General features: G+C 45.0%; 20 protein-coding genes. 12 read left to right on the top strand and 8 right to left on the bottom strand.

Going from position 1 to position 22,165, the window contains the following annotated elements:
- The first annotated feature begins 159 nt into the window (after positions 1 to 159).
- From DXN04_RS06720 to DXN04_RS06685, 8 genes are all read left to right on the top strand, one after another.
- Positions 160 to 1,182 carry a rod shape-determining protein gene (locus DXN04_RS06720; RefSeq protein ID WP_012787871.1) on the top strand — a complete coding sequence of 341 codons (1,023 nt, stop codon included), beginning with the start codon at positions 160 to 162 and terminating at the stop codon, positions 1,180 to 1,182.
- 76 nt (positions 1,183 to 1,258) lie between these two features.
- Positions 1,259 to 2,149, top strand: a complete 891-nt coding sequence (gene mreC / locus DXN04_RS06715) for a rod shape-determining protein MreC (RefSeq protein ID WP_116852569.1) — start codon at positions 1,259 to 1,261, stop codon at positions 2,147 to 2,149.
- Entirely contained in the window at positions 2,146 to 2,655 is a 510-nt protein-coding gene (locus DXN04_RS06710) for a rod shape-determining protein MreD (protein ID WP_116852568.1), read from the top strand. Before mreC ends, DXN04_RS06710 begins: the two co-directional genes overlap by 4 nt.
- Before the next feature lie 57 nt (positions 2,656 to 2,712).
- Positions 2,713 to 4,671 carry a penicillin-binding protein 2 gene (gene mrdA, locus DXN04_RS06705; protein ID WP_116852567.1) on the top strand — a complete coding sequence of 653 codons (1,959 nt, stop codon included), beginning with the start codon at positions 2,713 to 2,715 and terminating at the stop codon, positions 4,669 to 4,671.
- Positions 4,671 to 5,963 carry a rod shape-determining protein RodA gene (rodA, locus tag DXN04_RS06700; protein ID WP_233525525.1) on the top strand — a complete coding sequence of 431 codons (1,293 nt, stop codon included), beginning with the start codon at positions 4,671 to 4,673 and terminating at the stop codon, positions 5,961 to 5,963. The genes mrdA and rodA overlap by 1 nt, the downstream gene beginning before the upstream one ends.
- A 102-nt stretch (positions 5,964 to 6,065) precedes the next feature.
- On the top strand, positions 6,066 to 6,815 hold the full coding sequence (locus tag DXN04_RS06695) for an MBL fold metallo-hydrolase (protein WP_233525524.1): 750 nt from the start codon (positions 6,066 to 6,068) through the stop codon (positions 6,813 to 6,815).
- Positions 6,816 to 7,628, top strand: a complete 813-nt coding sequence (locus tag DXN04_RS06690) for an AraC family transcriptional regulator (protein WP_116852566.1) — start codon at positions 6,816 to 6,818, stop codon at positions 7,626 to 7,628. It begins immediately after the preceding gene.
- Between the two features lie 58 nt (positions 7,629 to 7,686).
- Positions 7,687 to 8,025, top strand: a complete 339-nt coding sequence (locus DXN04_RS06685) for a nuclear transport factor 2 family protein (protein ID WP_116852565.1) — start codon at positions 7,687 to 7,689, stop codon at positions 8,023 to 8,025.
- Positions 8,026 to 8,088: 63 nt separating this feature from the next.
- Here DXN04_RS06685 and DXN04_RS06680 read toward each other — a convergent pair whose 3' ends face one another.
- The 8 genes from DXN04_RS06680 to DXN04_RS06640 form a co-directional block, all read right to left on the bottom strand.
- Positions 8,089 to 8,577 (bottom strand): hypothetical protein, encoded by a 489-nt coding sequence (locus tag DXN04_RS06680; RefSeq protein ID WP_147319861.1) that lies wholly within the window; start codon positions 8,575 to 8,577, stop codon positions 8,089 to 8,091.
- On the bottom strand, positions 8,578 to 9,696 hold the full coding sequence (locus DXN04_RS06675) for a hypothetical protein (RefSeq protein ID WP_116852563.1): 1,119 nt from the start codon (positions 9,694 to 9,696) through the stop codon (positions 8,578 to 8,580).
- 123 nt (positions 9,697 to 9,819) lie between these two features.
- Complete coding sequence (locus DXN04_RS06670) at positions 9,820 to 10,371, bottom strand: RNA polymerase sigma factor (RefSeq protein ID WP_116852562.1); 552 nt, start codon at positions 10,369 to 10,371, stop codon at positions 9,820 to 9,822.
- Between the two features lie 188 nt (positions 10,372 to 10,559).
- Positions 10,560 to 11,525, bottom strand: coding sequence for a transketolase family protein (locus tag DXN04_RS06665; protein ID WP_072364258.1), 966 nt, complete (start codon positions 11,523 to 11,525; stop codon positions 10,560 to 10,562).
- Between the two features lie 105 nt (positions 11,526 to 11,630).
- A complete protein-coding gene (gene galE, locus DXN04_RS06660) occupies positions 11,631 to 12,659 on the bottom strand; it encodes a UDP-glucose 4-epimerase GalE (RefSeq protein ID WP_116852561.1) in 1,029 nt (342 codons plus the stop codon).
- A 238-nt stretch (positions 12,660 to 12,897) separates the two neighbouring features.
- Complete coding sequence (rfbA, locus tag DXN04_RS06655) at positions 12,898 to 13,761, bottom strand: glucose-1-phosphate thymidylyltransferase RfbA (RefSeq protein WP_116852560.1); 864 nt, start codon at positions 13,759 to 13,761, stop codon at positions 12,898 to 12,900.
- A gap of 276 nt (positions 13,762 to 14,037) precedes the next feature.
- Positions 14,038 to 15,042 (bottom strand): inorganic phosphate transporter, encoded by a 1,005-nt coding sequence (locus DXN04_RS06645; RefSeq protein WP_116852558.1) that lies wholly within the window; start codon positions 15,040 to 15,042, stop codon positions 14,038 to 14,040.
- 40 nt (positions 15,043 to 15,082) lie between these two features.
- Positions 15,083 to 15,736, bottom strand: a complete 654-nt coding sequence (locus DXN04_RS06640; protein WP_116852557.1) for a DUF47 domain-containing protein — start codon at positions 15,734 to 15,736, stop codon at positions 15,083 to 15,085.
- 283 nt (positions 15,737 to 16,019) lie between these two features.
- Here DXN04_RS06640 and DXN04_RS06635 point away from each other — a divergent pair, with 283 nt between their 5' ends.
- The 4 genes from DXN04_RS06635 to DXN04_RS06620 all read left to right on the top strand — a co-directional run bounded on the left by DXN04_RS06635 (position 16,020) and on the right by DXN04_RS06620 (position 21,891).
- Positions 16,020 to 16,856, top strand: coding sequence for a UDP-2,3-diacylglucosamine diphosphatase (locus DXN04_RS06635; protein WP_116852556.1), 837 nt, complete (start codon positions 16,020 to 16,022; stop codon positions 16,854 to 16,856).
- Positions 16,857 to 17,121: 265 nt separating this feature from the next.
- The gene (locus DXN04_RS06630) at positions 17,122 to 17,451 is read left to right on the top strand and encodes a hypothetical protein (protein ID WP_116852555.1); all 330 of its coding nucleotides are present in this window, start codon (positions 17,122 to 17,124) and stop codon (positions 17,449 to 17,451) included.
- Positions 17,452 to 17,611: 160 nt separating this feature from the next.
- Positions 17,612 to 20,443 (top strand): TonB-dependent receptor, encoded by a 2,832-nt coding sequence (locus tag DXN04_RS06625; RefSeq protein WP_147319860.1) that lies wholly within the window; start codon positions 17,612 to 17,614, stop codon positions 20,441 to 20,443.
- Positions 20,444 to 20,481: 38 nt separating this feature from the next.
- Positions 20,482 to 21,891 carry a hypothetical protein gene (locus tag DXN04_RS06620; RefSeq protein ID WP_116852553.1) on the top strand — a complete coding sequence of 470 codons (1,410 nt, stop codon included), beginning with the start codon at positions 20,482 to 20,484 and terminating at the stop codon, positions 21,889 to 21,891.
- Positions 21,892 to 22,165: the final 274 nt, after the last annotated feature.

Here is a 22,165-nt window from a genome sequence, read left to right as displayed (position 1 = left end):
GTTTTTAACTGTTACAACTACTAACCGGCTCATCAAATACAATAAATAACATTTTTTAATATTATAGTTGTATTATTGAGAAAACATACAATTTTAAGATTGTATATTCGTTGGAATTATTCATTTTTGCACACAATAATATTTTGACCATATTAAGCAATGGGGTTCTTTAATTTTTTAACTCAGGAAATAGCGATTGACTTAGGTACAGCTAATACGCTGATCATTCACAATGACCAGGTGGTGGTGGATGAACCTTCCATTGTTGCTATAGAACGCGCTAGCGGAAAAATCGTGGCTGTTGGTAAAAAAGCCATGATGATGCACGAGAAGACGCATGAGTACCTCCGTACCATTCGTCCCTTGAAAGATGGTGTGATCGCGGACTTTAACGCAGCAGAAGGTATGCTTCGTGAAATGATCAAACTGGTGTATCCAAAGAAACCTTTGTTCTCTCCTAGCTGGCGTATGGTAATCTGTATTCCATCCAGCATTACAGAAGTAGAAAAACGCGCCGTACGCGACTCTGCTGAACAGGCAGGCGCTAAGGAAGTGTTCTTAATACATGAACCGATGGCCGCTGCGCTGGGTATCGGTATTGACGTAGAAGAGCCGGTAGGTAACATGATCATCGATATCGGAGGTGGTACCACCGGTATTAGCGTGATCGCCCTCGCTGGTATTGTGTGCGACCAGAGTATCCGTATCGCCGGTGACGAATTCACTGCCGATATCATGGAAGCCCTGCGCCGCTATCATAGCCTGCTGATCGGTGAAAGAACTGCTGAGCAGATCAAGATCCAGATCGGTTCTGCACTGAAAGAACTGGACAATCCACCAGATGATGTAGCGGTAAATGGACGTGACCTCGTAACCGGTATTCCTAAACAAATCATGGTATCTTACCAGGAAGTAGCCGAAGCACTGGACAAATCCATCTTCAAGATCGAAGAAGCCATCCTCAAAGCACTGGAAACAACTCCTCCTGAACTGGCTGCCGATATCTACCGCAGAGGTTTATACCTGACCGGTGGTGGTGCCCTGTTACGCGGTCTGGACAAACGTCTGACCCAGAAGATCAAATTGCCTGTACACGTGGCAGATGATCCACTGCGCGCCGTAGTAAGAGGTACCGGTATCGCACTGAAACACGTAGGTAAGTATCCGTTCCTAATGCAATAAAACAGAGAGGCCTGCAAGGCAGAAAGTGAATCAACAACTCAGCGCTTTGCAGGCTTCTTTATAGAAATAAAATCCTGTGCGTAATCTCATCATTTTCTTAAGGCGCTACTTTAATTTTTTTCTGTTCTTGCTGCTGGAAGTGATCTGTTTAGTGCTGGTCTTCCAGAACAACGATTTTCAGAAAACAGCTTACCTCAATTCCGCCAATAACATTAGCGCCAGGTTATACGAACGTTACAACAACGTAGAATACTACTTTCACCTGAAAGCTACAAATGACAGTCTGGTAAAAGAGAATGCCCGCCTGCACAATATGCTGCGCACAAGTTTCGACACTGTTATCCTCGACAATATTGTAAAAAATGATACGATGCGCCAGTATAGTACTGATACCGCCCGCAAGGTGATCAGCACTTCTGTACGCCGCTACCTTTACAAAGCCGCCAAGGTTGTCAACAACTCCGTTACAAATCCGATTAACTATATCACCATTCACCGTGGTAGTGCCGATGGCATTCGTCCAAATATGGGCGTTGTCGGCCCAAGCGGTGTTGTAGGTATCGTACGCAGCGTAAATGAACATTACGCAGTAGTGCTCTCCCTCCTCTCCAAAGGTCGTAACTTCGGTACCAGCGCCCGCCTTAGCCATAGCAAGGAAATGGGCATGGTTCGCTGGCACGGCGGTGAAGCCGGCTATGCCACCATGGAAGACGTGCCTAAAAGCGTACACCTCGTAAAAGGGGATACCGTAGTCACCAGCGGTTACTCCGCCTTCTTCCCTGAAAATATCCCGATCGGTTACGTAGAATCAACCGAAGAGGTAGACAAAGCCAGCACCTCCTTTAACATCAGGATCCGCCTGGCTACTAACTTCTACAACCTGCAATATGTGTATGTAATTGACAACCTCTTGCAGGATGAACAAAAATCTTTGGAGGATTCAACTTACAAGCTGATCAAACAATGAGCATACTGTTAAGAAATATAATCCGTTTTGTGCTTTTGCTGTTGTTGCAGGTTTTTGTTTTAAACAAGATATTGCTGCATCAATCGGTTAGCTTCAACATCTACATGCTTTTCGTGTTGCTGCTGCCCTTTAACCTGCCCCGCCCGGCACTCATGCTGCTGGCACTGCTCATGGGCCTTACTCACGACATGTTTATGAATACCATGGGTATGCACGCCGCTGCCTGCGTATTCATTGCTTACCTGCGACCTTTTATTATTAACATCCTTTCACCACAGGGTGGTTTTGAAACTACACAGAAGACCCCTTCTATGACTAGTATGGGCGTATCCCAGTTTCTGATCTATGCTGCTATTCTGGTATTCCTTCACAATCTGGTCTTCTTTTCGCTGGAGGTGTTCAATGTAGGCAGCTTTTTGTATCTGCTGTTAAAGATCATCTTCTCTACCGCCGCGAGCATTTTCCTGATCGTGCTGTATGAGCTGTTGTTCTTTTCGAGGAAGTAAAATGTATAGTATCTTTATAAAGAAGGATACTTTTTTTAATAATGCATCTCCGGGGAAATGTCTGTCTATAATCAACCCAGAAAACGGGTCATACAATTTATATTCCTTGGCATGGTCGTATTGATCATGACAAGGCTTTTCTTTTTACAAGTTGTCGAAAAAAAATACTCTAAGCTGGCAGATGCCAATGCGGTACTCCGCAAAGTAGTTTACCCCAGCCGGGGTATCATCTTCGACCGCAAAGGTCGTAGTATCCTCAGCAACGATATTATGTACGACCTGGTCGTGACCCCTATCAATGTCAAAAACATCGATACGGCCTACATGTGCCAGATCCTGAATATCACCAAAGAAGAATTCAGAAAACGTATCACCGCCTCCATCCTCAAAAATGGTAGCCGCCGTGTATCCGTATTCGCTCCCCTGCTATCCCCCGAAGCCTTCGGAAAACTGCAGGAAAGCATGTATATGTTCCAGCCCGGATTTGAACTGGTACCCAGACAAATCCGTTCTTATCCCTTCGCTGCCGCAGCAAATATCTTAGGATATATCGGTGAGATCTCCCCCCAGATGATGCAACGCCCGCAGTATGCCGACTATAACCAGGGTGATTACCTGGGTATGACCGGCCTGGAAAGAACCTACGAAGAAGTGCTGATGGGACAACGTGGTATTCAATACCTCGTAAAAGATAACCTGAACCGCCCCCAGGGCCCTTACGAACACGGGGAATTCGATACCGCCGCCATCGCCGGTAAGAACCTCCGCCTCTCTCTCGACGTTGACCTGCAGGTACTCGGCGAGCACCTCATGCGTAACAAAATCGGTAGCGTAGTTGCCATCGACCCTCAGACAGGTGGTATCCTCTCTATGGTAAGTGCACCTACCTTCGACCCGAACCTGCTGACAGGTTCTTTCAGAGCACGCAACTTTAGCCGCCTCTTTACTGATACAACCAAACCACTCTTTAACCGTGCTATCCAGGCTGGATACCCACCGGGATCTTCTATGAAACCGCTGACAGCACTGATCGCACTGGATGAAGGCGTAATTACTCCCAGCTATGGTTTCCCATGCTTCGGTGCATATACGTACTGCGGCCGCCCGATAGCCTGTACCCACCACAATGCTGGGCACGCAGCCAACCTGCGACTGGCCATCGCCAACTCCTGCAACGCCTACTTCGTACACCTTTACAGGCTGGAGGTAGACGCGCCTAAGTGGGGCGGTGTGAAAAAAGGACACCAGAAATGGCATGACTATATCTCCTCCTTCGGCCTGGGACACAGACTGGGTATTGATATTCCAAGTGAATCAGGTGGTAAAGCCATCGATACCGCTGGTATGAATAAACTCTATCGCGGTCAGTGGAACTCCTGTTCAGAGCTGTATGTAGGTATGGGCCAGGGCCAGGTGGTAGCCACACCATTACAGATGGCAAATGCGATGTGTATCATCGCCAACCACGGGTCCTACTATGTACCTCACTTCGTGAGCAGCATAGACAATGATAATACACACCTGCTGGATAAATACAAGGAAAAACACGTGGTAGCCCACGTATCAGATACTTCTTATCGTTCAGTAATATATGGTATGGAGGATGTGGTGGAGAAAGGTACTGGTATGATTGCCCGTATCGACAACATCATCGTGTGTGGTAAAACAGGTACTGCGGAAAACAATGCCATTGTAAACGGTAAGCTCACCAAACTGAAAAACCACTCCGTATTCGTAGCATTTGCACCTAGAGACAATCCTAAGATTGCCATTGCCGTGATCGTGGAGAATGCAGGTTTCGGGGCCACTTACGCTGCCCCTATCGCCAGCTTAATGATTGAGAAATACCTGAATGATACCATATCATTGAAACGCAAACCACAGATGATGAAGACACTGAACGATGTGACCATTGACCCTGTGGTAAGAGAAAAATCCAAGCTGGATTCCCTGAACGGAGCTTCAGCTAAAATGACGACAGAACAAATACTTAAACTCTATTTCCCGAATAACTAATGATGAACCGCCGGCAGCAATTAAAGCTTACAGAAGGTATTGACTGGCCTATCATGGGTCTCTACCTGGCATTGGTGTTCGTTGGCCTGTTATCGATCTTTGCTGCTGAGTACAGAGAGGGCGATAATATATGGAACGATATCATTCACCTGAATAAGAACTATTCCCGTCAGATCATGTGGCTGGGTGTATCCGCTATCCTGGCGACCATCATCTGGCTCACGGATAGTAAGTTCTTTACTGCCACGGCAAACCTGCTGTATGCAGGCGGTATACTCTTATTGCTGTTGGTAATAGCCATTGGTAAAGACGTAAAAGGATCGCATTCCTGGTTAGTGATAGGTGGCTTCCAGTTCCAGCCTGCAGAGCTGACCAAGCTATGTACCAACCTGGCACTGGCCAAGTATCTGTCTTCATTGGAAACAGATTTTACCAAACTAAGGTCGCGGTTAATTGCAGCTGCCCTGGCTTTGATTCCCTGCGCCATCATCATCCTGCAGGATGAAACGGGTCTGGCACTCGTGTACTTCTCTTTCTTCCTGGTCATGTACAGGGAAGGTTTGCCGGCAGTACTCCTGGTGATTGCATTCTCGGGAATCGTGCTGGTATTGTCAGCATTATTGGTGGATAAGAATATTCTCTTTTACATCTTCACAGGTATTACAGCACTGGTCATTTATTTCATGCGCCGTGATATCAGAAGACATCGTTCCAAACTGGCGCTGATCCTGGGTGTCTATGCATTCTGCTCGGTATTCGTCATGTTCATCGTGCCCTTTGCATTTACCAAGGTGCTGAAAGATTACCAGGTAAAGCGTATCAACGTAATGCTGGGTAAAGAGAACGACCCGAAAGCTACTTACAATACAAGACAGAGTATGATCGCCATCGGTTCCGGTGGTGTGATCGGAAAAGGATACCTGAAAGGAACCCAGACGAGATATGATTTCGTACCGGAACAAAGTACTGACTTCATCTTCTGTACCGTGGGGGAAGACTTTGGCTTCCTGGGCTCACTGATATTTATAGGCTTATACGTCGCCCTGCTCTTACGGATTATTTTTGTCGCGGAGCGACAGCGATCGACGTTTAGCAGGGTGTATGCTTATGGGGTGGCCAGCATCATCTTCTTCCACATGGCCATCAATATATCGATGACGATAGGTCTGGCACCGGTAATTGGTATTCCACTGCCCCTGGTGAGTTATGGTGGTTCCTCCCTGATGACGTTTACGATGTTGATCTTTATAATGCTGAGACTGGATGCCGACAGGCAGATGGTACTGAGATAAGACCGGCCGCAGGCCGCTCTAAAAAAAGAACGCTCCCGCCTGAGGCAGGAGCGTTCTTTTTTTATTTCGTACCTTTGCATCCTCACTTTGGCACTAGAAACTATGGCACGTATTATTCCATTATCAGAAGGGTCTTTCACTGTAGATGCTACAAAAAAGTTCGTACCTTATAATCCATCAGTAGACACTATGCAGCAGAGAACTGGTGGTTCATTACTGGTAGAGATCCAACCTTTTCTCGTTATTACCAATCAGGACTTCATCCTTTTTGACACAGGTCTGGGTCTTCGCAATAAGGACGGCGTACTGCAACTACACCAACACCTCATCGATAATGGCGTGAACCCCATGGAAATCACCAAAGTACTGATGAGCCACCTGCACAATGATCACTCTGGTGGAGTTTCTTCTGTTGATCCCATCACCGGCCAGCGGGAGCTTACATTTCCTCACGCTACCTATTATGTGAACAGGCAGGAATTCCAATATGCACTGGAACACAATGGTAAATCATACAATGCTGAGTATATCTCCCTGCTCCAGAATTATGACAACGTTATCTTTACAGAAGGCAATGGCACCATCGACGATTATATCTCTTACGAGGTAACCGGTGGGCACTGCCCTTATCACCAGGTCTTCCTGATCGATGATGAAGATGGTAAGATCTTCTTCGGTGGTGATGAAGCCCCTCAGATGTCTTATATGCTCCGCCGCTTTGCAGCCAAGTATGACTATGATGGTAAGCGTGGCCTGGAACTCCGCGAGCAGTTCAAGCAACGTGGCATTGCCGGTGACTGGACATTCCTCTTCTATCACGATACAAAAACACCTTTCAACCAATTCAAATAAATGTATACCGCGTATGATAATCTCTGTTTTTCCGGTCATGCACACATGCAGGCCTGGGGACAGGGATCATACAACTGGGCTGCTTACAGCGAATACAATCGCAAAACAGATCATGAAGTATACACACCTGTCAGCATCCTCAACCTGGTGATACAGGGGCAAAAGCGCATGTATGATGGGCAGCGTATTCACCATCTGCATGCAGGCGACGTATTCCTTATCCCGGCAGGTACATTGCTCTGCTCTGAAATCCTGGGCAGGAAAGAGGGTTATGCGAGTATCAATGTGGTATTGCCGAATGAAATAATTGAACAATTACCCCTGCCCTCCTCAGCAATGGAAGTGGCTAGCTGCCAGCTACAAAAACAAGCTCACTGGGAGGATTTCTCCTTAGAAATATTCAATGCATTTAAAAAATCATCTCCCTTAGATCCTGAATATATCATATCAAAGGCAGTTGACCACTTACCTCTGGCAGCCTTGCAAATGCTCCGCCAGTCCTTATCCAGCGATCTCCCTGTGCAAACTATCGGCCGGGAACTCGCTGCTCCTTTACAAATAGAAGACCTGGCCCGCCAGAGTTACATGAGCAAGGCCACGCTGAAGAGGCGTTTTCAGCAACGCTATCTCAAAAGTCCCATGCACTGGGTATGGGAAAAACGCCTGGAGAGAAGCAGTTTCCTGTTAAGGACTACCACGCTTTCCATTCAGGAAATCGCTTACAGCAATGGCTTTGAAAACATTCCTCACTTTTATCGCCTGTTTCGCCGAACATATGGAATGACACCCAAAGAATGGCGAACGATAAAATGAGCTTTTCAGCAAATAGTCGGCGCATCCCGCTAGCTATCTTGTTTTTAAAAAAGTAATTATGAGCAATTTCGCGCAGGAATGGCTGCAGGCCTGGAACTCCCATCAGCTGGAAGCTATCATGTCTCACTATGCAGAAGATGTGGTTTTCTACTCTCCTTTTATCATCAAAATCAACAATGACCCTGCCGGCAATCTCCGTGGTAGGACTGCCTTGCAGGCCTATTTCTCAAAAGCATTGACTGCTTACCCCGACTTGCATTTCGACCTGATACAGGTATTGGAAGGTGTGAATTCAGTGGTATTGTATTACCGGAGTGTGGGCAACCGGCTTGCTGCTGAAATGATGGTATTAAACAAGGAAGGGAAGGTAGTAGAGGTAAAAGCGCATTACGCCTAAAAAACAAAGCCTCCCAGGTCGGGAGGCTTTGTTGACTTATTCCTTATATAACATCTATAGTTATCAGTTTCTCCATCTACGTGGGCCGGGACCACCCATATTTCTGACTTGTCTCTCTTTCAGCTGCTGCAATAATACTTTTCTGAATTCTCTTTCTGACCTGAACACCGACCCTGCTTTATTTGCTGGCAGTACTTTCTGAAATTCCTTATCGTAATGGTTTTTGATATCCAGCATGCGCTGGTCGTATTTTAATTCCTGATCCGGGGCGGAGACTTTATCATCCGTTTTTTGCGCTTTGGTAGCGGTTGCACGGTTATTTCTTTCAGCGATCAGGATTTCTACTTCTTTAGTATACTGGTTATACACCGGCCAGAATTTCTGAGCTTCATCTGGTGTAAGGTCGAGCTTCTGAGCCAGGTAGGCAATTTCTGCCGCCCGGATCTTGTCTTTTATCTCAGCATCGCTGCCGCCGGTCTGCGCCATACCCGGTGAGGGGCGACACAGCAGGGAGGTGATAAAAAGTAAGCACAGTATGTAAAAATGTTTCATTTAGTTTGTAATTGGACTTTCTTCTTTTAAAGAACCAGTGTTTTCCAGGTAGCTTTCGATGTCCTGGGTAGAGAGTTCACCAGGCAAAGGTGTACTTTCCGTAGCTGTCGTCGTCGTTTTCGGAGTGCCTGCTGTTAATCCCATGAGTTCTTCCTTATCAAAAGCATCCATGTGGTTCTGCAGGTATTCCAGGATTTCCTGATCACTTACATCTGATAAACTAGCTTCGGCCAGGTTGATGGTCGAAGCAGACGCTGGCCTTTGTTGGGTGTGTAACATGTAATATAAGCCGCTGGTGCCTACCAGTGCAATCATACAGGCGGCAGCCGCCCATTTGTAGAACTGCATTCTGCGTGGGCGCATGTTCACCACTTTGGTTGCTTGCTGTGCAATGGCGGCTACCTGTGTATCCAGCTGATTGAAGTAATCAGTTGGTACAGAGAAAGGCATTGCTTTTGGTGCGCCTGCCAGCAGTGGAGATATTTCAGCCAGTTCATCAGCCACTTCCTCACTTCTTACCTTTTGCATCACCTGGGCAGACAGCTGCTCAAAGTAGCCTTCAGGCATAGAGAAAGGCGCTGTTTTGGTCAGCTCGGCAAAAGGTGATATGCTTTCCTCTTCCTGGATCTGCTGGAGTAAGCGGGCAGGGAGCTGCTCAAAATACCCTTCAGGCAGGGAGAAAGGTGTCGTCTTCGACAAAGATGCCAGCAATGGAGAGATCGCTGCCAGTTCGCTGGCGGCTTCTTCCATTTTTATCTTTTGCATTACCTGTGCGGACAGTTGCCCAAAGTAGCCGTTTGGAGGAGGGGTAAGGGCAGATATCCGGGAAAAACCAGTCAGTTCCGGCTCCTGGATCCGTGCAAGGATCGCCGCCGGTAATTGCTCAAAATACCCTTGAGGCACAGCCATCGGGAACGTCTTTGGTGCAGTAGCCAGCATGAGAGAAATGCCTTGCAGCTCTTCCTTCACATCTACCTGATGCACTTTATCAAGGATGATCGCCGGCAGCGACTCAAAGTAACCAGCCGGAACCCCAGACAGGGGAGCCTTTTGTGGCCATTGAGCGCCAGGAATAATCTCCTGAAGTTCGTTCGCAATATCGTGACCTTTGGGTATCATTATGGTAATTAGACAGCAGAAGATATGAATAGTTTAAAGACTTACACGTTTCGTCTTTAAATTTTTCATTTTCATCTCAAAAATTAACGCTTTCACCTCAAAAATTCAGCAAATGTCGCAATTTTAGCTGTTCTTAATAAATTCTTCAATTTTTTTTACGGCGTGATGGTAGGAGGCTTTCAGGGCACCTTCTGAGGTATCCAAAACACGGCTCATTTCTTCATAGGGCATCTCGTCATAGTATCGCAGGTTAAAAACGATCCTTTGTTTTTCGGGTAGTCCCAGGATAGCTCTCTGCAGTTTCCATTCCAGTTTATTTGCATCGAACTGACTATCAGCTTTCAGCGTATTACTGAGTCCTGTTTCTACATCGGACAGGGACACAGATGTATTCTTCTTTTGTTTTTCCAGGAAGGTCAGGCACTCGTTAGTCGCTATCTTATAGAGCCATGTGTATAACTGGGCATCTTCCCGGAAGCCTTCGAGGTTTTTCCACACTTTTACAAATACGTTTTGTAATACATCGTTCGCATCGTCATGATCCAGCACCAATCGTCTCACATGCCAATATAAGCGCTCCTGGTATTTCTGAATGATATACGTGAATCCCTTTTCCCTTGTGGCAGGATCCCGGTACAAACTCAGCAATGTCTTATCATCCTGGATAATGGCCATACTAAGGTTAAATGGTTAAAGAATGGAATTTAATTAAAAACCACTTATTAAGATTGTTTTTTCCTGCGAAAGTTTAATACTGTCAGCAGGGGGAATGAGCAATTTTTTAATCCAAAGCCTTAGCCTCAAAAAAATAGGCTGACCTTATCAGTCAGCCTACAGTCTTATAAAAAGCTTGTTAATATCTCTTACTTAGCCTTTTTTCTGGCGATTGCCTTTTCAGCAGCAGCTACGATATGGTCTGCATCCAGGCCATATTTCTTCAGCAGTTCCAGTGGTTTACCACTTTCACCGAAGGTATCTTCCGTACCTACATATTCGATAGGCACTACATGGTTACGTGCAGCTACCTGTGCGATGCTGTCACCCAGACCACCCAGTACGTTGTGTTCTTCAGCAGTTACAGCACAACCGGTCTTCTTAATAGAAGCCAGTACAGCTGCTTCATCCAGCGGCTTGATAGTGTGGATATTGATGATTTCCACGCTATAACCTCTTTCTTCCAGGATCTTACCTGCTTCGATAGAGAGCCATACCATGTGACCACAAGCGAAGAGGGTAACGTCAGTACCTTCGTGCAGGATCTGCGCTTTACCTACTTCAAATTTCTGATCTTCAGGGGTGAAATTAGGCCATTTTGGACGACCAAAACGCAGGTACACAGGACCATGATGTTCTGCAATTGCGATAGTGGCAGCCTTGGTCTGGTTGAAATCGCAAGGTACGATCACAGTCATACCAGGCAGCATTTTCATCATACCTATATCTTCGAGGATCTGGTGAGTAGCACCATCTTCACCCAGGGTTAAACCTGCATGGGATGCACAGATCTTCACATTCTTGTCAGAATAAGCAACGGACTGACGAATCTGATCGTATACGCGTCCGGTTGAAAAGTTGGCAAACGTGGTAGTGTAAGGGATTTTACCGCCGATGGTCATACCAGCAGCGATGCCTATCATGTTGGCTTCTGCAATACCGACTTGTACAAAACGATCCGGAAATTCCTTAATAAAGGCGTTCAGTTTCATAGAGCCCAGCAAATCAGCAGTCAGTGCTACTACATTTGGATTTCTACGGCCAGCCTCCAGGATTCCTTCTCCAAATCCTGCGCGGGTTTCCTTCTCATTTAACGGTTTAATATCTTTTACCATAGCCTTTATTATAAGTATTGAGCCTTAAAAGTAATAAAAAAGATGAGCATGTTATACCTTTTTATTAAAGGCAAGGACATGCTCATTTTAATTGTCTGGACTACATTAATTATTAAGTACCCTGTCTCTCAGTGCTACTTCCCATTGCCATGCAGTTCTCATCATATCCTCAATGCCTGTTTTAGGCTCCCAGCCCAGTTTGGATTTGGCTTTGGTATTATTTGCATAGATGGCTATTACATCACCCGGACGATCAGGTCCCAGTTCGTAATTGAGTTTCACGCCAGAGATCTTTTCGAATGCCTTGATGGCTTCCAGCACGGTAACCCCATTGCCGGTACCCAGGTTGAAGACCTCACAATTGGTCGTATTTTTCTTATCGATCAGGTATTGTAATGCTCTGGTATGTGCATTTGCGATATCCATTACATAGATATAGTCACGGATACAGCTACCATCGCGGGTATCATAATTATGACCGAATACAGTCAGCTTAGGGATTTTACCAATTGCTGTCTGGGTGATCACTGGCACCAGGTTATCTGGTTTACCCAGTGGCAGTTCGCCGATCAGGGCAGAAGGGTGTGCACCAACCGGGTTGAAATAACGGAGCAGGATAGACTGGGTGCTGTTTACACGGCTATAGTCTTCAATGATCTGTTCACCCATTTGTTTGGTACGTGCATATGGAGACTGTGCCTCTCCCAGCGGAGTTTCTTCTACTACGGGCAGTGCAGTGGTATTACCATACACAGAGCAGGAAGAAGAGAACACCAGATTAGGAATGTTGAATTCCTTTACACATTTCAGTACGTTAGTCAGTGAAGTGAGGTTGTTGTGGAAATATAACAGGGGCTCTGCCACCGATTCTGGTACTGTTTTCAGGGCTGCGAAGTGAATGACACCTACGATGTCACGGTTTTCGTGGAATACGGCGTGGGTATCTTCCAGATTGCAGAGGTCAACTTTGTAATTGCGGACTTTTTTACCTGTGATTTTTTCTACGCCTTCCAGCAATTGTGTACTACTGCGGATATTGCTGTCTACAGAGACTACGTCAAATCCATTGTTAATCAGATCTACGATAGTGTGAGAGCCAATATAGCCACAACCGCCGGTAACAAGAACCTTCATATGATTTGTTTTTAGAGTTGGTATCAAAGTAACAAAAAGCGAATTACGAATTTATGTCGTAAATACCATATTCTCAAAATATTGGTCAGCCGGGTAGTGTAACATTTTCATTTTCCTTCACAAAACAGTTGCATTCTCTCAAAAAAATTACATGCTCTTCCATTCCTTTACCCCCTTTATCGCAAAAAATCGCTTTTACCTGGCGGCAAAAGCGATTTTTTGGTGTATGATCTCAATATTATTGTTTCAATAAAGACTCCAGGTAGTTGCCATAACCGCTTTTCAGCAGCGGAGTAGCCAGTTTATGCAACTGCTCTATGTCAATAAACCCTTGTCTGTAGGCGATTTCCTCGATACAGGCGATCTTAATCCCTTGCCTCTGCTCTATCACCTGTACAAACTGGGATGCCTGCATCATAGAGTCGAAGGTACCTGTATCCAGCCATGCGGTGCCACGTGGCAGGATAGATACTTTCAGTTTACCCGCTTCCAGGTAAGCTTTATTCACATCTGTGATTTCGTATTCGCCACGTGCACTTGGTTTCAGGTTAGTGGCAATCTCCACCACATTGTTGTCATAGAAGTACAGACCAGGTACAGCATAGTTACTCTTTGGCTTAGCCGGCTTTTCTTCGATAGATACAGCCTGCATTTTGTCATCGAACTCCACTACACCATATCTTTCAGGGTCTGATACCTGGTAGGCATAAACGATACCACCCTGCACATTTACGTTGTTGGCCAGCTGGGTACCCAGACCTGCGCCATAGAATATATTATCACCTAATACCAGTGCGACATTGTCATTTCCAATAAAGTCCTTTCCGATCACAAATGCCTGGGCCAGACCATTTGGTTCCGGTTGTTCAGCATAGGCAATATCCAGTCCCAGTTGCTTACCATCACCAAAGAGGCGCTTGAAAGCCGGCAGGTCATGAGGGGTAGAAATGATGAGAATTTCCCTGATACCAGCCAACATCAGCGTAGACAATGGATAATAGATCATCGGTTTATCATACACCGGCATGATCTGTTTACTGATGGCATAAGTAATGGGGTGTAAACGGGTGCCGGAGCCCCCGGCTAAGATAATACCTTTCATTGCGGTTTATTATATGATAAACAATCGTCAATAAGAGCTTGCCTCAAAAGCGAGAGTACCTGATGGAGAGAATGATTACATGCCGGCCTTCAGGTGACGCTTGTGGAAACCTCCTTATTGACATAATAGGATACTGGGTCTTCCAAAAGCCTTACAAAAATAGGGGTATGGGGGAGAAAAAAAAGCGGCAGTGGGAAAATATCCATAAAAAAAGCCGGCGTGAGAAATATCCTTAATATTCCCACGCCGGCCCGGATATATCGATCCGAAGATCGCTTACATAAACAGATTCACTATGAAATACACAACAGCAGCCAGTAAAGCACTGATCGGAATAGTCAGGATCCATGCCCAGAGCAGGCTCACTGTTACCCCCCAGCGTACTGCTGAAAGACGTTTTGTAGCACCTACCCCGATAATAGAACCGGTAATAGTGTGTGTGGTACTTACAGGAATGGCCAGTGCTTCAGTGAGGTAAAGCGTAATGGCACCTGCGGTTTCTGCGGCTACGCCTTCCAGAGGAGTTACTTTCGTGATACGGGAGCCCATGGTCTTTACGATCTTCCAGCCACCACTCATGGTACCCAGACCAATCGCAGCGAAACAGGAGAATGGCACCCAGTTGGGTATATGCATCAGATCGGGGATGATACCATGCGCAACCAGGGCCGCTGCTATGATACCCATTACTTTCTGGGCATCGTTACCACCGTGGGCAAGGCTCAGCGCACCTGAAGATACCAGCTGCAGGCGTTTGAACCAGCTTTCTGCCCTGTATGGGTTGGCCTTGCGGCAAACGTTCATAATTATAATGGTAATCACAAAGGCGACGGCCATGCCTATGAAAGGAGCCAGCGCAATAAAGTAAATGATTGGCATTACTTTACCATAGTTGATTACATCAAAGTTACCATGAGCAGCAGCTACGGCAGAACCAATAAAACCACCGATCAGGGTATGCGACGAGCTGGATGGAATACCATACCACCAGGTAAGCAGGTTCCAGATGATAGCAGCTACCAGGCCGGAAAAAATCACTTTCAGGGTGATAAACTGCTCAAATATTGATTTGGCAATCGTATTACCTACCTTAAATTCCCCGTAAACGTACTTTGAAATAAAAAAAGCGGCAAAGTTGAATATAGCAGCCCACAATACGGCCTGAAACGGAGTCAGCACTTTTGTGGATACGATCGTAGCTATAGAGTTGGCAGCATCATGAAACCCGTTGATAAAGTCAAAGATGAAGGCCAGTATAATGATTGTGACAAGTAAGATCATTAGAATAAAGTTTGCATTGAGCCATTACATGACCGGGCTACTATGCATATTTAATGATGATGGATTCGATCACATTCGCACAGTCTTCGCATTTATCGGTAGCGATTTCCAGTGCCTGATACAATTCACGCATTTTCAGCAGTTCACCTGCATTGTTGGATTCCTTCTCGAACAGATCCGCAATAGCCATGTCATAAATGTCATCAGCATGGTTTTCCAGGCTGTTGATTCTAACACAGGCATCAGTGATATTACGCATATTGGACATGGTTCTCAGTTCAGGGATCGCTTTATGCAGCTCCAGGGTACCCTGATAAATCAGGTCAGCCAGTTTACGAACGCTATCATTGATCTCCACTACTTTGTACAGATCAAGCCGCTTTGCAGAACCATGAATGTAATCTGCTACGTCATCCAGGGTAGCTGCCAGGTGGTGAATATCTTCACGGTCAAAGGGAGTAATGAAGTTCTGGCCCAGTTCTACGAATATACGATGGGTAAAATCGTCATTTTTGTGTTCTAATCGCTCGATCAAATGCGTCTTATCCTTCCTTACAGCAGGGTCTGTAGCATTTACCAATTCAATCAGTACCTTCCCCATTTCTACCAGATTGGCAGCTACATCTTCAAATAATGAATAGAATACCCTGTCCTTAGGAATAAACAATTTTACAAAGGAATTAAAGCCTCCCATACGCTATATAGTTTGAATTTGCCGCAAAAATAGCTTTCCGCGACCAATACCTCCAAGAAATAATTTTTCTTAATGATTCCTTAACACTGGATTAATATAAAAGTAATATAGCAATTTTTTCTTTGTATTGTTAAAATCTGCATTGTATGAGCCTGGTTTTCAAGGATCTTCTGTCCCGAAAGCGCCCAGCCACGCAGTGCAGATCCACCTACAGCGAGCGAACATCTTTTTTTTATCACCATTAGAACAACGAACCTGGCTTTCCGGTTCACCAGCGTAAACAATGTCCGATAAACGCCCACTTGATATAGTCGTTATTTCCGATGTACACCTCGGAATATACGGCTGTCACGCTAAAGAGCTTGTCCAATACCTAGATAGCATCGATCCTAAGATCTTGATTCTCAATGGCGATATTATCGACATCTGGCAGTTCAGCAAACGCTATTTTCCTAAAGCCCATACTAAAGTGATTCGCAGAATCCTGAAAATGACAGGAAAGGGCACAGACGTTTATTATCTCACCGGCAACCACGACGAAGCGCTCCGCAAATTTGCAGGGTTCGGCCTGGGCAACCTCACCATCGATAATAAACTCATCCTGGACGTAGACGGCAAAAAGCACTGGTTCTTCCATGGAGACGTTTATGACGTGACCATGAAAAATTCCAAATGGCTCGCGAAACTGGGGGGTAAGGGCTATGACCTGCTCATTATTATCAATCGCCTGGTGAATAATATCCTGGAAAGCATGGGACGGGAAAAGATGAGCTTTTCCAAAAAGGTCAAACATGGTGTAAAACAAGCAGTGAAATTCATCTCCGATTTTGAACAGATCGTAGCTGAGATCGCTGTGGACAAGGGATTCGATGTAGTAGCCTGTGGACACATCCACCAGCCAATTATTAAGGAAATGGTGCACAACGGTAAATCCGTCACCTACCTGAACTCCGGCGACTGGGTGGAAAGCCTTACCTCTCTCGAATATGTAAATAAAGAATGGACCCTCTACCAGTACCCAGTCACCAAAACTAAAGTGATACTGCCGGAAGAAGAGGAAGATCAGCAAATATGGGGGGATCTCGATCTGTCAAAAGCGGTGACTTTCCCAAATTCATAAAAATTAGTTTTTACCTATTGCCTGGAAAGGCAATAGGTAAAATTCTTATACTTATATATGTTATACTTTAACATATATTTATGATTATATAACACGCCCTTAATATTCACTTAATACGCAGGAACTAAGTTTGCAAACAATTCAGTAAGACTGGAAATAATAATCCAAACGTGAAATGAAAGTATTGAAGTTACATCCTTTAATGACAGTATCCCTTTTGCAGATGCAGTTCCAACGGTTACTCTCGTGTAACATTGCTGTTTATATGCGGAACTCCCCGGCGAATGCTTTCGATACATTGCAGGAAGCCGGCTTTCTGGAAAATATGCTCATTGAATACCCCATTGACGAAACCCTGAGTCTTCGCGAATTCGAAGAAGAGCTGGAAGACAGATTCAACTTCACCCTCGAACTCTGTAACAAAGACAATAAACCGTTTACCAACAAAAGCATGCACCTATTCCAACTGATCAAAGGTATCAGTGATCACGCAAGACCAGGTTATACTAACGGTAACGAATATAATATCCAGCTCGAGAAATTAATTAACCTCCATAATAATAACAGACAAGGACCACAACCTTTCTCCTGTTAATTATTATATACAACATCTGTGTAACCTTTATATTCCTATACCTATAACGCACCTACGTAAAACTGTTAACATACAGGTAACCCTCAGTTAACATTGAGGTTATATACCCCCTCTACTTTTGCCCTACTATCAATCTATATAACGAACGAACAATTCTACTGTGAAGCAACTTTTTGAGTCCGCACGCTTGTGTGTATACCTGTTATTTTGCATTGTCATGCCATCCTTTGCCTTCGATAATGGAAGAATTACTGGTAAAGTAACCGACCTGAAGACAGGTGAACCATTGATTGGTGTAACTGTGTTAATCCAGGGGACCTCGCAGGGGACGGTGACTGATGTAACGGGCAACTATACACTAAATATTGCACCAGGTACTTATACAATCGAGTTCAAATACATGGGGTATCAGACCAAAGCAGTCACTGAGGTGATTGTGAAGGGAAGCAATGCTACCAGCCTGCCCGTGGTGATGGATGAACCCACTTCCAAGAACCTTGCGGAAGTAGTCATCAAAGGCTCTTTCAGACAGGAAACTATCAACGCATTATATACATTGCAGAAAAATAACGCCGCTGTATCAGACGGTATCTCTGCCGATGTAATTAAGAAATCACCGGACCGCAGCACTGGCGAAGTATTGAAACGTGTAAGCGGTACTACTATCCAGGATAATAAATTCGTTATTGTACGTGGTCTCAGCGATCGTTACAACGTAGCACTGGTGGACAATGCAAGTTTGCCAAGTACAGAGCCGAACCGTAAGGCATTCTCCTTCGATATTATCCCTGCGAATATGATCGATAACATTGTTATCACCAAATCTGCTACACCTGAATTACCCGGTGACTTTGCAGGTGGTGTGATCAATGTACAGACCAAAGAAATCCCTGCACAGCAGTTCTTCGATATCTCATTGGGTACCGGCTTCAATACCGTTTCTACTTTCCAGCCTTTCAAAACTGGTTACAAGACAAGCACCGATATCTTAGGATTTGACAATGGTGGTCGTCAGCTACCATCAGCTTTCCCTTCTACTACCGCTATCAAAAATGGCCAATTGAGCCTGGAACAGACACGCGCCGCTGAAAAATCCCTGAACAATGACTACCGTGTAAGAGAACGAAACGGTGCACCATCCATCAACTTCCAGGGTAGCTGGGGTAATCACTGGGATACAAAGAAACATGGCAGCCTGGGTATGATCGCAGGTGTGACTTATTCACACAATGAGACGGTGGCGAAAGACATGATAAGACACTATGACAACTTCGATTATATCGATAATGTTTATAAGTATTCTTCTAACCTGGGTGCAGTAGTAAACGTAGGTTACACTACTGGCAAAAGCAAACTGGTTTGGAGAAATATCTATAACAAGATCTTTGATGATAACTTCCTGTACAGAACGGGTGATAACATTGGTAGCTCCAAATACGTGAACTACTATGCCTTTGACCTGATCCAGAAATCATTGTTCAAAACTTCTGTAGAAGGTGATCACCAGGTAGGACAGGGCCAGAGCAAAATCAACTGGTTATTGTCTTACAACAAAGTAACCAACAACCAGCCTGACCAGCGTAAAGTTTCTTATGGCAGAGGTATCAACGATGTAACCAGTCCAATGATCGCTGATATAGGTTCCGTTGGTAAAGCAAACAGCAGACTGTTCTCCGACCTGGATGAAAATATTTATATCGCCAGCGCAAACTATACACATCCTTTCCGCTTCCTGGATAACAAGAGCAGCTTTAAAGCTGGTGTTTTAGGCCAGTATCGTTCCAGGGATTTTCATGCACGGTATATCGGTTTGAAACTGGATGCGATCAAGGATGGCGGTAATGAGGTGGCACAACGTCCTATCAACACCCTGTTTGGCAATGATGTAATTGACCAGGATTATTACCTGCTGGATGATATCACTGCTACAGCTGATGAATACAGGGCGACAACACTGACTACTGCCGGTTATGCACAACTCGATAACCGTATTTCAGATAAGCTGCGTATCGTATGGGGGGTGCGTGTAGAATCATTTAATATGAAATTGAAATCACCCATTCAGAATGCGTCTGTAAACCTGGATAACAACTGGTTGGATGTACTGCCTTCAGCAAACATTACCTATGCACTGAACGAGCGTTCCAATCTGCGCGGTTCTTATTACAGAACCGTTGCCAGACCTGAACTGCGTGAAATAGCACCTTTATCTTATTACGATTATGAGATGTCTTCTCTCATCAATGGTAATATCAACCTGAAACGCAGCCAGATCGATAATGCAGACCTGCGTTATGAGATCTATCCTTCAGCAGGTGAGATTGTTTCAGGATCTGTGTTCTACAAGCACTTCAACAACCCGATAGAAAGCAGGGTAACATCTTCAGGTCTGAGCCAGTATGATGTAACGCCTTACAACTATCCTAAAGCATCTAACATAGGTGTGGAAGTAGAACTGAGAAAGAACCTCGGATTCCTTGCCTCACATAGCTTCCTGGACAATGTGACTTTCTATGCGAACGTAGCCTATATTAAATCTGTAGTAACTGACAATACCACTACTACTGCGAAAGACAGGCCATTATCCGGTCAATCTAACTATGTAGTGAATACAAGCCTTGGTTATACACTGCCTAACGATAAGGTAAGTTTCAACTTATTGTACAACAGAATCGGCCAGCGTCTGTACCTGGTAGGTGAAGGTGGAGGGGCAGATGGCTCCGGCAGACTCGGTAACATTTATGAAAGCCCGAGAGACCTGCTTGATTTTCAGGCTAACCTGAATGTGAGCAAGCGCAGTGGATTCCGCCTGAACATCAAAGACCTGTTAAATGCACGTTACCAGTTCTACTACGATCAGAACGGTAACAACAAATTTGATCATCCTGTATTCAAAAAAGGAAGTATCAATTCCGGCGAAGACTACCTGTTACAGCAGTACCGCCCTGGCACCTCATTCACATTGACTTTTACATATCATTTATCAAAGTAGATTAATTTTTTCTGAACCTAAATTCAATTCGACAATCCATGAAAAGGTATCTTTTAGGCTTGCTGGTAGTGGCATCAATTGGGGCAATGACCTCTTGTAGTAAAGATGATAATACTACAACTCAACCTACTACTGATTCTACGTACGTTACACTGTCTGGTGATATCACCACTAACACAACATTATCTGCCAGCAAAAAGTACTTCCTGAAAGGGTTTGTATATGTAATGAGCGGCGCTACCCTGACGATCGAGCCAGGTACTGTGATCACTGGTGACAAGGTGACTAATGGTACACTGATCGTAACCCGTGGTGGTAAAATTAATGCAACCGGTACTGTAGACAAACCAATTGTATTCACTTCCGCACAAGCTGCAGGTTCACGTAGAGAAGGTGACTGGGGTGGTATTATCCTGCTGGGTAAAGCTCCTGTAAATGCTGCTGGTGGCGAAGCCAAGATCGAAGGTGGTCTGACTCCAACCAACGGTGGTAACGAGAAAACTTATATTTATTACGGTGGTACCGATGCTGCTGACAACTCTGGTACACTGAAATATGTACGTATCGAGTTCGCGGGTGTTGCTTACTCTCCAGATAACGAAATCAACGGTCTGACTATGGGCGGTGTTGGTAGTGGTACTACTATCAGCTATGTACAGGTTTACCGTTCCGGTGACGATGCTTTCGAATGGTTCGGTGGTACTGTAAACTGTGATCACCTGATCGCCACTTATTCATGGGATGACGACTTCGATACTGACAATGGTTTCTCCGGCCGTGTGCAGTTTGGTCTTTCTCAGCGTTACAGAACTATTGCTGACCAATCCGGTTCCAATGGTTTTGAGTCTGATAACGATGCTACTGGTTCTACCAATGCTCCACAGACGAAAGCTGTATTCTCTAACATGACCATCGTAGGTCCTGGTGGTACCGGTTCTGTAAACGCAAACTATCAGAACGGTGTTCAGATCCGTCGTAACTCTGCGATGAGCCTGTACAACTCCCTGATCATTGGTTTCCCTTACGGTTTCTACCTGGATGATAGCAAAGTAGTATCTCACAAAACTTCTGCTAATGCTGCTGAAGGTCTGCTGGTATTCTCTCATAATATCATCGCTGGCAGCACCCAGGCTGCCACCAAGAGTGAGTGGGCTACTGCCGATGCTACTGCATATGCAGCATGGTGGGGTGCCACCAACACGACTATCCTGCCAACTGCTACCGAAGTATTGCTGGATAATCCTTATCAGTTCTCTGCTGGTGTTTCTTCTACAAACGTTGGTACACCCAGCTTCCTGCTAAAAACAGGTTCACCTGCGCTGAGTGGTGCGGATTTCACTAAGCTGACTACCGGTTTTACAGCAACTACCTACATTGGTGCATTTGATGGTACTAATGACTGGACTAAAACCTGGACTACTGCTGGTGCAGAAAAAACAGTTTATTAATAGCTATTTTATTCAGATATACAAAAAGCGCTTTGGCATAATGCTAAAGTGCTTTTTGTTTTTTAGCAGTTTTGTTTTGTATCCCGCATCCATGGCCCTTTTGTCTTATGAAAATTTTAACAGTTATCAGAGATAAAGTTAATATTAGGGTAACAATGCCTTAACATTGACCCTGTATTTTTGAACATATTGCGAACTAAGAGAATAACCTATTGCGAACTGACAATTCTTTTTATCCGCACCTATGTGATGGCTTGCCATTCACACCTTTTTT

Origin of the sequence: Chitinophaga silvisoli (assembly GCF_003412465.1) — a bacterium.
GTDB classification, from domain to species: domain Bacteria; phylum Bacteroidota; class Bacteroidia; order Chitinophagales; family Chitinophagaceae; genus Chitinophaga; species Chitinophaga silvisoli.
This window is presented reverse-complemented; position numbering and strand designations above follow the sequence as displayed.